Origin of the sequence: Microcoleus sp. S36b_A4 (genome assembly GCF_036700645.1) — a bacterium.
Lineage (GTDB): Bacteria > Cyanobacteriota > Cyanobacteriia > Cyanobacteriales > Microcoleaceae > Microcoleus.
The window spans coordinates 1-16946 of the sequence record NZ_JAUBPI010000114.1 but is presented as its reverse complement, the minus strand read 5'-3'; the positions used below and the strand labels follow the sequence as shown (position 1 = coordinate 16946).

The 16946-nt window shown below is 45.6% G+C and carries 10 protein-coding genes and 2 pseudogenes; 5 read left to right on the top strand and 7 right to left on the bottom strand.

Features of this window, described 5'->3' with window-relative positions:
- Positions 1-327 precede the first annotated feature (327 nt).
- The 3 genes from QUA03_RS25365 to QUA03_RS25355 form a co-directional block, all read right to left on the bottom strand.
- Positions 328-1083 carry a DUF2993 domain-containing protein gene (locus QUA03_RS25365; protein WP_333070977.1) on the bottom strand — a complete coding sequence of 252 codons (756 nt, stop codon included), beginning with the start codon at positions 1081-1083 and terminating at the stop codon, positions 328-330.
- 127 nt (positions 1084-1210) lie between these two features.
- Positions 1211-1804 (bottom strand): pentapeptide repeat-containing protein, encoded by a 594-nt coding sequence (locus tag QUA03_RS25360; RefSeq protein ID WP_333216011.1) that lies wholly within the window; start codon positions 1802-1804, stop codon positions 1211-1213.
- A 94-nt stretch (positions 1805-1898) separates the two neighbouring features.
- Positions 1899-3308 (bottom strand): HD domain-containing phosphohydrolase, encoded by a 1410-nt coding sequence (locus QUA03_RS25355; RefSeq protein WP_333216009.1) that lies wholly within the window; start codon positions 3306-3308, stop codon positions 1899-1901.
- Positions 3309-3584: 276 nt separating this feature from the next.
- Here QUA03_RS25355 and QUA03_RS25350 point away from each other — a divergent pair, with 276 nt between their 5' ends.
- Both QUA03_RS25350 and QUA03_RS25345 read left to right on the top strand, forming a co-directional pair.
- On the top strand, positions 3585-4322 hold the full coding sequence (locus QUA03_RS25350) for a DUF2993 domain-containing protein (protein WP_333216007.1): 738 nt from the start codon (positions 3585-3587) through the stop codon (positions 4320-4322).
- A 334-nt stretch (positions 4323-4656) separates the two neighbouring features.
- Complete coding sequence (locus tag QUA03_RS25345; RefSeq protein ID WP_333216006.1) at positions 4657-5241, top strand: DUF6658 family protein; 585 nt, start codon at positions 4657-4659, stop codon at positions 5239-5241.
- Positions 5242-5488: 247 nt separating this feature from the next.
- Here the strand turns inward: QUA03_RS25345 and QUA03_RS29070 are convergent.
- A pseudogene (locus tag QUA03_RS29070) lies at positions 5489-5596 on the bottom strand (histidine kinase); the annotation flags it as partial.
- Positions 5597-6217: 621 nt separating this feature from the next.
- Here QUA03_RS29070 and QUA03_RS25340 point away from each other — a divergent pair.
- Complete coding sequence (locus tag QUA03_RS25340; RefSeq protein ID WP_333216004.1) at positions 6218-6388, top strand: hypothetical protein; 171 nt, start codon at positions 6218-6220, stop codon at positions 6386-6388.
- A gap of 44 nt (positions 6389-6432) precedes the next feature.
- On the top strand, positions 6433-8481 hold the full coding sequence (locus tag QUA03_RS25335) for a SpoIIE family protein phosphatase (RefSeq protein WP_333216002.1): 2049 nt from the start codon (positions 6433-6435) through the stop codon (positions 8479-8481).
- A 502-nt stretch (positions 8482-8983) separates the two neighbouring features.
- Here the strand turns inward: QUA03_RS25335 and psb35 are convergent.
- The gene (psb35, locus tag QUA03_RS25330) at positions 8984-9196 is read right to left on the bottom strand and encodes a photosystem II assembly protein Psb35 (RefSeq protein WP_333216013.1); all 213 of its coding nucleotides are present in this window, start codon (positions 9194-9196) and stop codon (positions 8984-8986) included.
- A 211-nt stretch (positions 9197-9407) separates the two neighbouring features.
- Between psb35 and QUA03_RS25325 the strand changes: the two genes are divergently transcribed.
- Positions 9408-12413 (top strand): glycerol-3-phosphate acyltransferase, encoded by a 3006-nt coding sequence (locus tag QUA03_RS25325; RefSeq protein ID WP_333216000.1) that lies wholly within the window; start codon positions 9408-9410, stop codon positions 12411-12413.
- A 198-nt stretch (positions 12414-12611) separates the two neighbouring features.
- On the opposite strand, the gene QUA03_RS25320 is transcribed toward QUA03_RS25325, so the two are convergent.
- Together QUA03_RS25320 and QUA03_RS25315 are read right to left on the bottom strand one after the other, a co-directional pair.
- Complete coding sequence (locus QUA03_RS25320) at positions 12612-14819, bottom strand: S8 family serine peptidase (protein WP_333215997.1); 2208 nt, start codon at positions 14817-14819, stop codon at positions 12612-12614.
- A gap of 782 nt (positions 14820-15601) precedes the next feature.
- Positions 15602-16865, bottom strand: a pseudogene (locus tag QUA03_RS25315) (IS4 family transposase); the annotation flags it as partial.
- Positions 16866-16946 lie beyond the last annotated feature (81 nt).

Here is a 16946-nt window from a genome sequence, read left to right as displayed (position 1 = left end):
TACTCACGATTATCTCGGATGATTTACTTTTATCCCCTCCATCTGCCTATGTGCCAGTTGGGGGTGCGGAATGTGGGATAAAATCCGAGCATCTTTATTCTTGAGAGTGGTTTAATTTATTATTTGAATCTATCAAAATAATTTGCCCAATCAAATCAACCTCAGTGCTGATTTTGCGTGGATCGACTTTAGATGCGAGATTTTAGATCTTAGATTTTTCTTGCCATCTAAAATCTAAAGCAAAACCCGCCGGTGCGGGTTGTTTGCTAACTAAAAAATGCTCTTTTTCCAAACTTGATGGCTGGGCAAACCTCAGCCTGCTGAGGTTTAGCGCTTGCCTTTGGGGAACTGTTCGATACCAGCCCAACCGTAGAAAACCAGCTCGTCGTTCTGAACTCGGCAGCGGTCTACTCGCAGTTGAGTGCCTTCTAAGGCAAATTTGTCTAAGTCTAGCAAGTTATTTACGTGGGCAATTATAGCTTGACCCAAGTCTACTGCTTGCCCGTCACCGCCGTAAGTAACGCTGACAAATTGGATTTTGCGTCTGTCTTCAACTTGCAATTGAGCAGTAATATCTATTTTGACCGGTTCGCTGGCATCGCCTACGGTAATTTCGGACTGAAGCCGAATTGATTTGTCGGTTCCGAAGCTGACTTCAGTGTTTTGAAAGTGCAGAGATTGCTCTTGGTACTTCAGCTTCTGGAGTTTTTCAACTACAAAAGGTGTATTGAATGAGGTGGTTAAATCCGATCGACTTAAGACTACTCGCATATTTGCCTGGGTAGGCTGCCGTAATTTGACTTGACCTGCAAAAATCGCCCCAAAATCAATGGAGAGTGCTTGCAGATAGAGTTCCATCACTTCTATGCGAAGGCCGTTGTACATCAACATACCTTTGCCAACGAAGTCGAAACCGTCGATGCTTCCCTGCAAGAGTTTGGCTACTGGTTCGACTCGGATGTTGGCCTCGGCCTTTTCAGAACGCTTGAATAAGGCTGCGATCGCAGCTCCTGCTACTTTACTAACAAGGCGATCGCCACTTTGACCTTGAAAGGATGTACCGCTAAACAAAGCTGCTACCATTTATTCGTTTGCTCATCTACAGTCGCCATTATAACCTCATATTAAGAAATGTAAAAATAGCTTGTGCTTATTCACCTCATAAGCAGATATTGTTTTTTGTCTGTCTTCAAAACAACATTGTTGAAATTTAAAGGCTCAGGGGGGTGCCTTGGAGACAGGCGCGATCGAGCAAAGCTCCATCCCAAAGGGTTTTTTCCATCATGGCGCAAAGCAAATTAGCCCCCGTCAGGTTAGCGCCCCGCAGTACGGCTCCATTCAGGATCGCTTCTTCCAAGTCAGCTCCCGATAAATCAGCGCCGGACAAATTGGCATGGCTCAAATCGGCACCAAGCAAAATTGCCCTAGCCAAAGCAGCGCCCCGCAAATCGGCACCGCGCAAATCGACACCGCTCAAATCCAAATTGCCGATGGATGCCGCCGTCAAAAAAGCACCCCCAAAACTTGCGTCGCGGACTAAAGCGTTAGCGAAGGAAGCGCCCCGCAAATCGGCATTGCGAAAATCTGCGCCTCGCAAGTCCGCGCCGCTCAAGTCAGCGCCACGGAGGTTGGCTCGCAATACGGCCCGCTGCAAGTTAGCGCCCGCTAGATTAGCTCCACTCAAGTTGGCTTGAGACAAGTTAGCACCGGCGAGATCGGCTCCCGCTAAGTCTTTGCCGGCTAAATCAGTGCCGGCCAACATCAAAATTTTGCCTTGGCGTATGGCTTCGAGGTCATTAGTCATTAGTCAGTTGTCAGTTGTTGGTTGTCAGTTGTTGGTTAACAGTCAACAGTCAACAGTCAACAGTCAACAGTCAACAGTCAACAGTCGAGTTATTTTATAATGCCGGAGCGGCTGAGGTCGTTCGATCGCCCTCCTCCAACCACACGTTAGGCAGTTGGCTCGGGCGAGTTGGTAACTCCATCAAACCCATTTCTGCTAGCCTGACGACGTTACCCAGAGTTTCCACCAAAGCCGGATCGAAGCGAGTGCCGCACAGTTCGCGGCACTCTTCCAAAGCTTCGCTCAAACTCAAAGCCGCACGATCGCCACGCGGTTGAGTCAGTTCTTGAAAATAAGCGACCAACCCCAAAATCCGCGAAGTCATCGGTATCGCTTCGGCTCGCAAACCCTCTGGCCTGCCGCTGCCGTCCCAATATTCGAGTTTATGCTTGACAATTTCCGCTACCGGTGCTAGTTCCGGCATTGCTTGCAGCAGTTGGGAACCAATGAAACTGCGATCGCGCCAAAACGAGAAAGTTGCTTGGTCAAAAGCATCGGGAGTGCGATCAAACACCTCATTCGGGGCAGAAACTAAGCCGACTCGAAATAGCAATCCAGCTAGCCGCAGCCTCCGCAACTGCAAAGCCGGCAAATCCAGCAGTTGACCCAAAGTTTCCGACAAAGCTGCCACCTGTAAAGACGCTGTGGGATTTGCGGTATCGCGTTCGTCCACGCGCTGCGCCATCCGCAGAAAAGCTTGAAGTTTGTTAGCGTTCAAATTGCGGCTGACACGCAAAGCTTGACCTTCCAATTCCCACAATTCGCGGGTTTGGCGGTTAATTGCCACCATTTGCTGCTGAGAACTTTGGAGGTAAGTGACTATCCGTGATACCACGCCACTAATATCTGCCAAGGGCGGGCCTTTGGTTGCCAGGATTTCGTGGTACATTTCCAGCAAACTGTCGGCTAGGGGGGAGTTGTAATGTCGCGTCTGTTCTATAAAAATTTCTGCCGAGGCCGACACCAAAGACTGGTCAAAGGACCACAAACCGTAGAACTTTCGTTCTGTATCGACTTCTGGTTTGCCCTCGGGCAAGTATTCCTCGGCTGAAAGTTCGCGGCAAAGCACCATTGCTTTGTATGTGGGGGCGACGATGATTAAATTCCATTCTTGGATTAGGGGGTCGCTCTCATCGAGATTTATTAAAGATACATTTTCTAATTGACCCGTTTTGTGGGTAGCGAAACCGCTGTCGGCTACTGCACCGATGACAACGCGCCGAGAGGCATTAGCAATATCTAGGTAGCGATCGGCTTCCTGTAAATACCATTTACCCTGCTGAAACGTTACCAAAACTAAGGGTTGGAGTTCGCTTTTGTCCCCGCCACTGGTTTGCAAAATGTGGTCTTCTAGGGCGTGACATAGGGCTACTAGGGTGTTTTTGAAGTATACCCCGTAGCTAGAAGGCAGTTTTCCGTCGGGAAGTGTAGCTTGTAGTCTAGCGAGAGTTGATTCTGAATTCATTGCAAAAAGCGGTGCCGGCTCTTACTTATTGTAGCGGGCGATCGAACTTCTAGAAAAGACTTTTGGCAAAAATCCGAGTTTTTGAGTTTTCACCGCTTCGCAACCGAGTCAATGTAGAGTGCGCCGAATAGTACCTGATTAATTTTAGTAATTTTCTGGAAACCCTCTGTCTTTAGCTGAGTTTTTTTAAGACGAGAAACCTGCCAAGAGGAAGACGCTAACTCAATTAAGTATTAACTACTATTTTTAAAACAATAATTATTAGGAATTCTGAGCGTGCTTCAAGAAAATAGGAGTTTAGGGGAACAGGCGATCGACAAAGTGGCCGAGATTGCTATTTCGAGCAAATTAGACGAATCCGAAACTTTGTCTGTGACAGTTAACACCGATCCGATCCAGTTAGCCCAGGGTTCAGTAGAGGCCGTTGCGGTTGAGGGTACAGGGTTGGTAATGCAACAAGATTTGCGCGTGGAAGATTTGCAAATTCATATCAAGGATATTGCTGTCAATCCCCTGACCGCTATGTTTGGCAAAATTGAACTGAACGGGCCTGCCTTCGGTGCGGCACGCGCAGTTTTAACAGAAAGCGATATCAACCGCGCTTTTAATTCCGAATACATCAGCAGGAAACTGAAAAACTTAAAAGTTACTGTTGACGGACAACAGCAGACAATAGACGTTAAAACTATTGAGTGCCAATTGCTAGCCGGAAAAATCGCTTTAAATGCTGAGGTATTGGTGCGGGAAACTGCCTCCACGGAAAAAATTTATTTTACATCAAAACCTCAGATCGCAGGGGGCGGTTGGGCAATTTCTCTTCAGGATGTCGAGTATCCCGAAAACAAGGAATTTTCGCCGGAGTTAACTGAAGCTTTGGCGGACAAAGCTGGTGAAGTTTTAAACTTGCGAAATTTTGAAATTGAGGGAATGTCCCTGCGAATTCAGCAGCTAAATGTGGAACCGGGCGTGCTGACTTTGCAAGCTGAAGCGAAAGTCGAACAATTCCCTAATTAGGAATGAGAATTAAATAACTTCCACAAGTTTGTGGGATGGGCGTCCCGCCCGTCCCACAATAACGATTAAAATTGTAAGTTATTTAATTCGCGCTCCTTAGCAGCTTGTAGGGTGTGTCAGAAACGAAAAAGCTCTTCAATTCCAGCAACTATTGGCACTGGCGAACCCTACCATTATGCTTTGCTTTGGAAAAATCTCCGCAGTTTATGAAATCCCTCTAAAGTTATAAAAAAGTCGATAGCAACCCGCAGCAAAATATCACCGCCGTTAGAGGCAGGCATGGGTAGTTTACTTTTACTCTTAACAAGTAGTAGTTAAAAATTGGAAACTTTTTGTGAACACTGTAACTTCTTTTTTGAAAAAACTGCGTAGCGGTCAATTATTAACTCAATTTTTGACTGTATGTATGGCCGGTTTGTTGCTGTTTAGCAGCACCGCTTGCAATTCGGGCGATGTTCGAGGTGCTCGGCCTGAGAATCCTCCCGTTCAAGCTGGAGGAATGAATAACCCTCACAAGGGTGGCGGTGATGGATACACGAATTATAAAACATCCACCGATCCTAAAGTAAATCAGTCGCCTGCTCAAGCAGAAAAGAATCGGGCTGATTTGTCGATCGTGGGCGATCGTCTCCTGGCCTCGACTACCGCTGAATCTAATTCCTCAAAGCTGCTTTATCCGGGTTCTGCACCTATGGAAACTGACAAGTTGGACCTCGAACTCGGCGGAGATAAAAGTCTGTTAGAAGCGCCAGACGGACAACAGGCTAAGGCTCAACCCGTATTTGATCGCAGCGATCCCGATGCCAATATTTTAGAGAGAGTAGGCGCCGCCTTTAAGGATGCTTCTGGTTTCCTCAAAGATAGCGCTGAAGATGCCAAGGAAAGCTCGGTTACGAAACTCAATCCGTTGCAAAAATAAGCTAGCCGAACCAAAAATGATGTAGGGGCTGTCTGAAATTAGCCCCTACATAAATAATATAATTTATTGAAGCTACATAAACGCTTGTAGATATGCCATCTGCTCAACAATATTTACGTTTTTATGCTTTTTTGATATAATGCAGAGCAATATATTTTACATTGTAGGTTATTTATGATTGGAATCCCCAACAGTATTTTTGGTAAATTTCACTCAGGTTGAAGAACTCTCAAACCGATTAATTAACATGAACTATTTTACTATAAATTAAACTGACTGGGTTGTTGATTTCGTGAGCTCCTCCAGCGACTAACTGTGGTACACTCGACATTTGTTCGGAGTGAATTAGCTGAAGATGCCAAGGAAAGTTCCGTTAGAAAGCTTAAATTTTAAGATTATTTTACTGAGCCAGGAAAAACCCTAAACACTTTTAGGCGTAAAGAAACATTGTAATGATGGATAAAATACCAGATAGCTCTCACATGATTGGAAAGCTTTTTATAAAATGACCGAGTTTTTATTACAATAACGAGATATCCCTGCCATCAGGGTGTTATTGAATATTTCTATATCACAAGTTTTGCCCGTATCTCTCCCGACAGATTGGTGTCGCTTGCGAGGGAAAACTTTTTCCTATGCGACCTAAAAAGTTGTATAGTACAGGGCATATTGTCTGTAAACGGCTGAGAGCGAATCTCAGAAATCTGGGTCGCAAGAAAACAAGGATGTCTACAGCTTCATATAAAGCCTGTTTAGGCTTCGTTTGGGCTTAAAACGCAGTTTTTGTCCCGCTAAGCCAGGGATGATATTACACTGCGGGTTTTGAAGCAACAGGTAGAAAATTCTAATAACGCCACGCAACAAATGGAAGCGATACTAAAGGCGTAATTATTCTTAGTTAATCGCTAAGTTGCTACGCATTTAAATTGAATCCAGAGACGGGCAGGATGCCCGTTCCACAATAATTATAGAAAAATTGACTGTCAAATTAGGTGTACAACAGCTTATACCCGTGAAATCTTGGAAAAATACTTCTCGTAAATTCCAGCTTCGTACTGCCCTCGTCGTTCCCTTCGTTTTGCAAATCGTCGCGGCGGTGGGGTTGGTGGGTTATCTTTCCTTCGGCAATGGGCAAATTTTTCTGTAGCCAGCATTGACCCTTTGAATAGCCCACCCACTCATGGAAATCTTATGAAACTCCAAAGACAAATCCTCTTAACAACGATCGGGCTGGTTTCCCTTGCCCTTGTTCCCACCGTTGCTCTGCTGACCTGGACTTCCCGACACGCTCTCCTGGCACAGACTGAAGCACAAGGTAAGCAAGTCGCTCAATCCCTGGCTCGCAGTGCTCAGTTTGTTGAGAAAGTTCCCAAAGATGTGGAAAATACGATCGCAGACCATATGCTTGCCCAAGCCACGATCTCGGCTCACCTGGTTGCTATAGCTGAAGCAGCCAATCTCAGCTCCCAACAAATCAATCAACGGTTAAGTGCGATCGCCAAAAAATCCGTCGTGGAGGAGTTCTGGATTACGGATGAAACTGGACGGGCTTATTTGAAGAATGCTCCCTTCGCGTTCACGTTTAGTCCTGATCGGGCTAAACAACCCCAGGCGTCTATGTTTTGGCCCCTCCTAACAGGAGCAAAATCTACCGTTGTTCAGGATGCCCAGGTAAGAGAGTACGATAAGCAAATCTACAAATATGTGGCAGTAGCAGGGGTCGATCGTCGCCGGATTGTGCAGGTTGGGTATAACGCTTCGTTTATTGAGCGGTTGCGCCAACAAGTTGGAATCAATGGCTTGATCAAGCGATTGTTAACGAGTGGAGAAATCGGTGGGATCTGGGTGGTCGGTCTCAACGCCACCACCAATGCAACGGCTGTGGCAGACAATTCGGGATTGAGTCAAAAACTGAGTCCAACAGATACCCAAAGGTTGAAGGATAGTATAGCTCAAAAACTGACCCAAAGTTATCAAGCAGATGGTTTTTTGAAAGTTGCCACGCCGTTAATTGACGAGACAGGACAGATAACAGGGGCAATTCTGGTTTCACTCTCCACAAAACCTGTGCAGGCAGCGCTTCAGAATCAACTGTTATGGTCGCTGACAGTTTCAGCCGTGGTGCTAACAATCAGTTCGATCGTTGCCCTGCTGTTATCGCGGCGACTAACTCAGCCTGTGCTGCAATTAAGCGAGGCTGCATCTTCGTTGTCTACTGGCAACTGGGATCAAACTGTTCATGTCCAGGGGACTGATGAAATGCACGATCTAGCAACTGCATTCAACAAAATGAGCGGACAATTAAAGGAGTCTTTTGCAACACTTGAAGATAAAGTTAAAGAACGCACCGCAGAACTAGGAACCGCTAACGAAGAAATCATTGCCCTCAACGAGAGACTCAAGGAAGACAATCTCCGCATGGGTGCGGAATTGGATATCGTGCGTCAGATGCAGCAAATGATTCTGCCCAATGCTGAGGAACTGAAAATTGAAGGACTCGATATTGCCGCATACATGGAGGCCGCCGATGAAGTCGGCGGCGACTACTATGATGTCTTAAACACCGATGGCGTTGTCACTCTGGGCATCGGCGATGTCACGGGGCATGGACTTGAAAGTGCCATCTTGATGCTGATGGCGCAAACCGCCGTTCGTACCCTCAAGGAGATAGGTGAAGTAGACCCGGTTCGGTTCCTAGATGCGCTCAACCGCACCCTTTACAAAAACGTGCAGCGCATGAAATCTGAGAAAAGCCTCACCCTAGGGATTTTAAATTACTCCCAAGGACTCGTCAGCATTAGCGGTCAGCATGAAGAAACAATTATTGTGCGAAACGGTGGACAGGTTGAACGTATCGATACGATGGATTTAGGTTTTCCCATTGCCCTTGACGATGACATTGCTGAGTTCATCAGCCACATTTCAATGGAGCTACAGCTAGGAGATGGTATAGTGCTCTATACCGATGGCATTCCAGAAGCAAAAGACATTAACAAAAAACAATATGGCGTAGAGGCGATGTGTGAAGTCATTAGCAAAAACTGGCATTTATCGGCTGGGGAAATCAAGCAAGCGGTGATTGAGGATGTGCGGCGACATATTAGCACTCAAAAAGTATTTGATGATATTACGCTGCTGGTTTTGAAGCGGACGAAATTAGGGGTAGCAACAGAGTCAAGACCTCAAGCAGCCGCATTGGTTGAGAGCCATCGCCAATACCTCGAAACCATAAACTTATGACATCAAACGGGAAAATTGTCATCGGGGTGATCGCCTTAGCAGTCAATTGATTTTAGATTTTAGATTAAAGAATTGAAGCATTGACCCCAGGGATAAATTCGGGGGGCAAGTTTCATCGAATACAGGTTTTTTATTTCTCCACACATTAATCTGGAGGCTTGTATCTTGGATGCTTTCGGTCAAATTTACGAAAAAGTGGTGAGATATCTCAAACGCAGCACCCCAAAAGAGGCTGAATCTCAAGACAACTCCAACCTGTAGTCAACTTCTAAATTTCTTTGATTAAATCTATCTAATGATATCTTGCATCAATCTAAAGAAAGCGATCGATCGCGGGATGAGCGCTCCCTTTATGGAAATTAGTGCATTCGGTCAATTAAAACTATTCACTCAAACCCTTTCTACATAGCGTAAGGCGCGCCAAGGCGCACCCGACCGACTCGTTCTGCAAGGGTAATTCCTATTCCTCTCAAAGCTTTTTCCGCTCTAAAACAGCTTTGTTCTATTTTTTCTTTGAATCAGAAACATCAGCAATCAAATCGTCTTTATCAACTTTCGGTACAAAATCAGGGCGTTCTTTGGATTCCCAACCGGGGGGGCGCTTGGAGTTATACCAGGCGACCGAGCCGATCGTAGTGGCAGCAATAAAGCCAATAACAAGAACTATTATTGGAGTCGTCAAGCTGACACTTGATTCTGGGACGGGCTGCTGCATCAGCAGCTCAATCATTACTTGCCTGATGGGTGCAACAACAACTGCTATGGGAGTGGTCAAGCTGATATCTATCATTAGGCTAAATCCTTATCTACTCTACTTTTACATTATCTTAAGTGCTAATGCCGTCTGGTTGATATATCGGAAGACAGAAAATTTGACAGAATTGTCGTCATAATGTTTAGAGGTTGAAAATAGGAGAGCAGATTTTATGCCGTTGGGGACAATAGCATTGCTGTTGGCTGCGAGTTTCAGCCTGGGTGCTTTACCGCTAACGAGATGGGCGGTGCGAGTGTTTAGCCGCCGAGATTTGAGGGCGCTGGGTACAGGGAATGTGGGGGTGTCGGCTGCTTTCCTTCACGGGGGGAAATTAGCGGGAATTGCTGCGGTGTTGGCGGAAATTGCCAGGGGTATTGTGCCGGTTTTGGCGGGGCGATTTTGCTTCCCGGATGCACCTGCGATCGCGATCGTCCTGTTAATTCCTCTAGTTGCGGGCAGATATGCGATCGCCCGAGGTGGAGGCGTGACCAACGCTGTTTGGGGTCTTTTGGTATTTTCGCCGCCGGTGGCTGTATCATCGGGCATTTGGGGGCTGCTGGTGTGGGGTTTGGCACAGCGGTGGTGGGGTGAGGGTGATCGGGCGAGACTCTTTGCTTCCCGTTGCGGGTGTCTGTGTACTCCTATCTGGGTTTGGGTGTGGGGACAATCAATGCCCGAATTTTTAGCAGCAACAGGATTAGCTTTGTTGTTAACAGCAATTAATTTCAATCAGGGTGATGATATGGCTTTATCTAAATCAGAGCAATTGTTTTCTCTTGATGACTCCTTAGATGCTGCAATCTGCGGTGATAAAGCGGCTAAATTGTCTCAACTCAAACGCGCCGGGTTTAATGTACCTGCTGGTTTTATATTGCCATCGAAGGAAGAAGGAAGAAGGAAGAAGGAAGAAGGAAGAAGGAAGAAGGAAGAGGGAAGAAGAGATGAGGAAAATGCCGATCGACTGTTAATCAGTAATTCTGTAATCCAAAATCTAAAATCCCAAATCCCCAATCGAATGATTGTGCGCTCTTCTGCTGCGGGAGAAGACGGCGATATTAGTTCAGCGGCTGGACAATATCAAACTATTGGCCCTGTTTTCACTGAAGCAGAATTGCTCGACGGCATTAATCGCTGCCGCCAGTCTTATTGGACTTCCGAAGCTGTGGCTTACCGCCGACAGCGACAATTACCCGACACCCAAATGGCTGTATTGATTCAGCCTTATATTGACAGCCAATTTGCGGGAGTCATGTTCAGCCGCAATCCTTTAGATGGTGGTTCCCAGGTAATTATAGAAGCTTTACCGGGAGGAGCCGAAGCTGTTGTCGGCGGACAATGTACTCCGGTTCATTTAGAAATTGATTTTAGTCAACCTGAATTATTAGAAAACAAATTAACTGAACTTCAAAGTAATTCAATTATTGCTCAATCGATTTTAGCAGAATTGGTGAAACAAGCCCAAGCGATTGAAGCATTTTTTCACGGAATACCGCAGGATATTGAGTGGAGTTGGGACGGGGAAAAAGTTTGGATTTTGCAAAGTCGCCCAATTACTAATTTGCAGCCGTTTTGGACGCGCACTATTGCAGCGGAAGTGATTCCCGGTGCAATTCGCCCGCTAACTTGGTCGATTAATCGGCCGCTGACTTGCGGCGTTTGGGGAGAAATATTCAAGGTGGTTTTGGGCGATCGCGCGATCGGCTTAAACTTTAATGAAACGGCAACTTTGCTGGGTTCTCACGCCTATTTTAATGCGACTTTGTTGGGCGAAATTTTTCGGATGATGGGATTGCCGGAGCAGGGTTTGGAATTTTTGCTGAGAGGGCAAAAGATGGGCAAGCCGCCTTTGGGGAAGATTTTGCCGAATTTGCCTGGTTTGTGGCGTCTGGTGCAGCGGGAGAGGGCGCTCAATGCAGAATTTAAGGGCGATCGTAGTTCTATTTTCCTCCCGGCACTGCAAAGTCTGGATAAGGAAGAGGGAAGAAGGAAGAAGGAAGAAGGAAGAGGTTCGAGCGAAGAAGAAATATTAATGCCCAATGCCCAATGCCCAATGCCAGATTATCAATATTTAACGGAATTGTTGGAGAGAGCGGAGCAAATTCAGGAGTGGCTGAAACCGATTACTTACTACAATATATTAGGGCCGATCGGGCTGGCTATTCGCAAGGCTATTTTTCGCGTTAATGATGACTGGCTGGCTAATGACAGCGCTCCTGAAATTGCTTCGGTGCGAGCTTTACAGCATTTGGCTCAGAAATTGCGGCAAGCTGCTTTTTCGCAGCCTGACGAAACTATTTCAGTCGCAGATTTAGCACAGACATTTGCGGAGACTCCGGCTTTACAAGCAGAATTTGAAAAGTGGCTTGATACTTACGGATATTTGAGCGAGGTGGGAACGGATATTGCTGTTCCTACTTGGCGTGAACAACCGGAAATTTATCAAAAGTTGCTAATAAATATGGCTCAAAAAGCCGAAACTAATTTAGTTGAAAAGCGTGAAATAGGATTAAATTTTTCGCAGAATTGGCGATTAGATAAATGTCAAGAAAGAACTCTTGTCAAAAACCAAATTAGCGAAATTTACGCGCGGTTGTTGGCTCACCTGCGCTGGACTTTTTTGGAGATTGAAGTTTGCGGATTGGCAATGGAGGTGTTTCAGGAAAGCGGGGATATTTTTTATCTGGAATTTGGGGAAATTCAGGAGTGGATTCGTAGCGGTGCGAGTGTTTCGTTTAAGGATACAATTAGGGAAAGGCGCGATCGCCTGGTAGCCGATCGCGATCGCCCGATTCCCCCTGTAGTCTACGGCAATTTGCTGCCAAATTCTCAGACAAGGGCGATCGACTCCGCAACATCGGGAACTAATATCCTCCAGGGAATTCCGGCGAGTATTGGCCGTGTCGAAGGCTTTGTCAAGATTTGCCGCACGGCGAGCACAGATTTAGGAGAAAATGCGATCGCCGTAGTCCCCTACACCGATGCAGGGTGGGCACCGCTGCTATTAGGAGCAACAGCAATTATCGCCGAAGTTGGTGGCCAACTATCTCACGGAGCAATAATCGCTCGCGAGTACAAAATTCCCGCAGTCATGAATATTTCTGAAGCTACAACTCGCTTGCGAAACGGTCAAAAAGTCAGAGTAGATGGGTATCTCGGCACTGTAGAATTGCTCGAATAAACGGGAAGAAGAGTATAAAAACTTGTTTGTAGTAACGTGAGTTTGACCGTCAGGCGATCGCCCTGGTAAACTCAAAGTGCGATCGGCATTTCTCACTCAACTTTAACTAAAGTGTAAGTAGTTGCATAAAAATAATGTACATCTTCAAAACCCCAGTTTCTTGGAGAAACCGGGGTTCAATAAATTACCCAGTAGTTGTTAATTAGTCTCACGAACTTCCGGGGTAATTCCTTCAGGTTTTGCTGTTGTAGTCAGAAATTCCAAAATTTCGTCAGGAGTTAGGTTTGGATTCGCCTGAAGCATTAGAGCAACTACACCTGCAACATAGGGAGCAGCCATAGACGTTCCCGGCAGAAAGCCATAACCTACGTTTCCCAGCGTAATCGGAATTGTAGATAAGACTTCACGGCCCGGAGCAACCACAAAATTTGTTGGTATCGAACCAGCAGGATTGGAAAAAACTGTTACCTGTTTGCCTGGAAAACTTGTTACTGCTCCGACAGCTATTCCCAAATTATCGAAAGCATAAAATGCTGGAAAATTTGGTTCGCTAGGGTTGAACTTGTCCCTGTCATTTCCCGCTGACATCACCACAAAAACTCCTTTTTCCTTAGCATCTTCTAAGGCTTTCCGTAGATTTGGATCGAGGAACTTTGCTCCGGCCAAACTCATATTAATCACATCGGCGCCATTGTTTACCGCATAGCGAATGCCGTCAATAAGATTTGGACCAGATACATCACCTCCAACACTTCCCACCCTAATCGGCATAATCTGAGCATCATAAGCGACCCCATTCATTTCCAGTGTAGGATTGGGAGAATTGATGTCAATTCCATTTCTTTTAGCCCCAATGATTCCTGCTACGTGAGTTCCGTGAAACCCAAGCTGATCGTTTGAATCTGGGGAGACAGTAGCATCGCCATCTACAAAATCCCATCCATTTACATCATCAGTTTTTTCGTTGAGATCGTCATCAATACCATTCCCCGGAATTTCTTTAGGATTCCGCCAGATATTGCTCTGTAAATCGGGATGACTCAAGTCAACGCCACTATCCAGTACCGCAACCACCACACCTTTACCCGTGTATCCTGCTTTCCAGGCTGGGGCAACATTGAGGAGGTTTAAGTCTCCTATGTTATTCAATTTAGCAGCACTGGTGAGCGGGTTAGCAGCATCCAACTGCGGTTTACCAGTGGCAGCCGCAACTGCCGCTGCTGCATCCACCAGTCCGTAGCCAAACAAGCTGTTGAACTTATCTGTTGCCGGTGCAGCTAAGATGCTGAGGTTGTAGGGTGTGCTGCCTACAAAAGGGTTGACGCCGAGATAATAAGTACCTGCTGATAAACCCCTAAAGAAAATTTCCTCTGAATTGTTGCCTTGCTGTTGAGGAACGCCAAGAATTTCACCAAAATCAACCTTGTTGTTATTGTTGACATCTTGAAACAGCATTAAATCCGCATCTGTACCTGTCCACATTCCCCGCAAGTTGACTTGAAGGTTGCTGGGCTGTGGGAGATCAAATTTGTAGAGTTTCGCAGGTTGGTTCTCATCAACAAAGCCATCCCCCGAACCCTTGACTCCGCTGCTGAATGTACCAAGAGAAGTAACTTGATTCAGCAAAACCTGAATTGGCTTGAAAGTTATATTCAGGTTGTAGCTGGTGTTAGCTCCCCGTACACCTTGTCGAACTAAGACAGAGTATGTACTTGGTAAAGAAAACCTACTTATCATTACTTCTGGCTCAATTCCCAAATTCTGGGAGTCATAGATTTCCTCTGGACTCAGGCTACCATCTTGATTAGCATCTCTCGCAAACCGTAAATCAGCGTCCGCACTTAAACCATTGAGTTCTAATGTGATACTACTGGGTGTGTCAGTGGTGAAAGTGTAAATATCTTGGAAGTTGTTTTCACCTACGAAGCCATTCAGCCTAATTGAATTTTTCAGAGTACCCAGGTCTGTTAATCCTACTGCTGCTTTTCGTTCGGTTTGGGGTACAAAAGAGTCATTGCCACTACCACCAATTAGCGTGTCTCCACCCACATTGCTAACCGAACTATCTTGGTCATCAGAACCTGTAAGTATGTCGCTGCCTTGACTACCGTGCAGCGAGTCTGTTCCTTGACCTCCAACGAGGGTATTGTTCCCAAAGTTGCCAGAGATGAAGTCATCAAAGTTCCCGCCCAATAGAGAATCGTTACCGCTACCTCCTAACAGGAAATTCTGACCGCCACCGCCATCGCTCGATTCTGGAGATACCGAACCAATCACAGTATCATTACCTTGTAAAGCCCGCAGTCCTCCGCTGATGGGATTTAAAAGTCCTGGGGTTAGCCTGAAGTAATCAGAATTGGGAGTTAGATCTAAAAAATTACCGTCACTGCTGGAACTACTCATCATCAGATGCTCCTGGTCAGCTCAATAGGTATATCTTATCTATGGAAAAAGTTTCAACCCTGAAATCGCAAAGTTTTTTAATAATACTCAAAGAAAATTCTTAGGACTCAGGCAACAATCCTATAGATAGGTTTAACCCCACATCTTGCACCATTCTCAAGAACAGGCAAGATGCCTGTTCCACAAGGAGTAGATTTTCTTGTAAAACAGGCATCTTGCCTGTTCCTAAAACGCTAATTGAGAATGGTGCAAGATATAAGTTTAACCCCACATTCCGCAGGTTTTAACATTAATTGGGGATTTATTGGTAAGAGATGGCTGTAATTCTTTCTCTACAAGCCGAACGCTGATATGTAGAAATATGAGTTTTCATTAAGGAGTGTTTCTGGTTGCTCCATAGTCATTAATTATCGAGAATATGTTGGGAATTAAGTTACTAGGATGATGTTTGATCGTCAACATATTTTTGACTATGTTAAGAACTGCCGAATGTGGGTTTAACGACGGGTAATTGCCCTACAAAACGCTATATAACGCAAGTTCGAAGCGGACGAGTGCAACGGTCAACATAGAGTGTTTCTGAAGGTGAGTTCGACGGCGGAAATCCGAATTAATTAAAAGTGGAAATAGGAGCCTCTATGTCATACATAGATAACTTTTGAGCTTGGTATGTATACGCAATTAGACTTGCTACTAAATTCACCATAAAATTAGCAACGTTGCGAGGGTAGTAAGGAGTTTTTTCATAAAAAACTAAAAACTATAGTGAGGACTGAAGTCCAATGTCACTGAAAAAGTCTCGCTCGCCTAGCCTGTTTACCTTTTAAGATAGAGCGAGGTTCCTGCATTCGAGGATAGGGCTTCGGTCTGTGTTTCAACACCCTAGGTTCGGAACGATCGGGTCGCATCGTAAGTAAATTAGTTGCCACCTGCTCCAACAGCAATTGATGTCATTGTCGCTGTTGGTGTTTTCCTGTAGTTGCCAACAACGTCAATAACTGATTAAACTGCTGTCGAGTTGATTGGAAGGAGAGTTGAAAAGCTGTATGTTCTGACGAAGATACGGCCTGCCACATAATGGTACGTAATAAAGTGTAAGCCAATAAGTGTGCCCAGATATCCTTTCTGACCATTGCCGGAGTTTTAGCTGTTAACATCTCCATTTTCAAAGTTGTTTTAAGATGCCGGAGACTAACCTCAGCAGCAGACCAGCGCCGTCCATATAACTGAGTTAATTTTTGAACAGTGTAGCGCTGGGCATCCAGTAACGTTGTGACTACAATAATACGCTCAGCTCGAAAGCCACGGCGTTGAATTCGCAAGCAGACTTCCCGAACAATGAAATTAGATGGTAATTCCTCAAATTCCTCATTACTCATGTGTTTGGGACACTGTTGGGGCTTATTCCAGACTACTTGATGGTCACCAATTCCCAACTTCTTACCCCGCCCTTAAGTCGGTCTTACGGAGATGATTTTTCCGAAAAACAGCGTCTGCTCCCTGCTGTTTTACCAAAACTAAATCGACATAATTGCCGTAAGCTCTATCGGCTAATATCACATCGGAGGGAACTAAATTCGCATACAGCAGGCGACTCATCACAATCTCACTCGTCGCCAATGAAGCAATACCAGCCGATACCACTGCACCTGTGAGCAATGAAAAGAGTACTACCATTTTTGCAATCGGAAATCCACACCCAGTTTTTTGATTGCTGTGTTGCGGATACTCGGCTTGATTAGTAGCAGTATCACTCATGAGCACAGTTGTTCCGTCTAGAACCCGTACCGAGCGCCCACACCATTGTTGTTCTGTTGAAACTTGCTTTTCTAATGCCTCTGCCACTATGGGTACTAACTGTTGGACAAATCTTTCAGGTAGTCGTTGACGAGCTTTACTGTATGCCCCCGTGTCTGAAGAAGGAGGCTTGACTCCAGCTACACTCAGCCAGGTACTCATCCGCTTCACCGCTTGACTCAAACTTTTGTCTGGATCTAGTACCTGAGATACCATCGCCCATAAGATGACTATCGGTGTATAGACGCTGTTGTAGCCCACATTCCGCACCCCCAACTGGCACATAGGCAGATGGAGGGGATAAAAGTAAATCATCCGAGATAATCGTGAGTA

Bases quoted from the DNA above. Each gene is read 5' to 3' on its own strand.
- QUA03_RS25325 (WP_333216000.1), top strand. From the start codon at position 9,408: ATGCCGTTGGGGACAATAGCATTGCTGTTGGCTGCGAGTTTCAGCCTG.
- QUA03_RS25360 (WP_333216011.1), bottom strand. From the start codon at position 1,804: ATGACTAATGACCTCGAAGCCATACGCCAAGGCAAAATTTTGATGTTG.
- psb35 (WP_333216013.1), bottom strand. From the start codon at position 9,196: ATGCAGCAGCCCGTCCCAGAATCAAGTGTCAGCTTGACGACTCCAATA.
- QUA03_RS25365 (WP_333070977.1), bottom strand. From the start codon at position 1,083: ATGGTAGCAGCTTTGTTTAGCGGTACATCCTTTCAAGGTCAAAGTGGC.
- QUA03_RS25335 (WP_333216002.1), top strand. From the start codon at position 6,433: ATGAAACTCCAAAGACAAATCCTCTTAACAACGATCGGGCTGGTTTCC.
- QUA03_RS25355 (WP_333216009.1), bottom strand. From the start codon at position 3,308: ATGAATTCAGAATCAACTCTCGCTAGACTACAAGCTACACTTCCCGAC.
- QUA03_RS25320 (WP_333215997.1), bottom strand. From the start codon at position 14,819: ATGATGAGTAGTTCCAGCAGTGACGGTAATTTTTTAGATCTAACTCCC.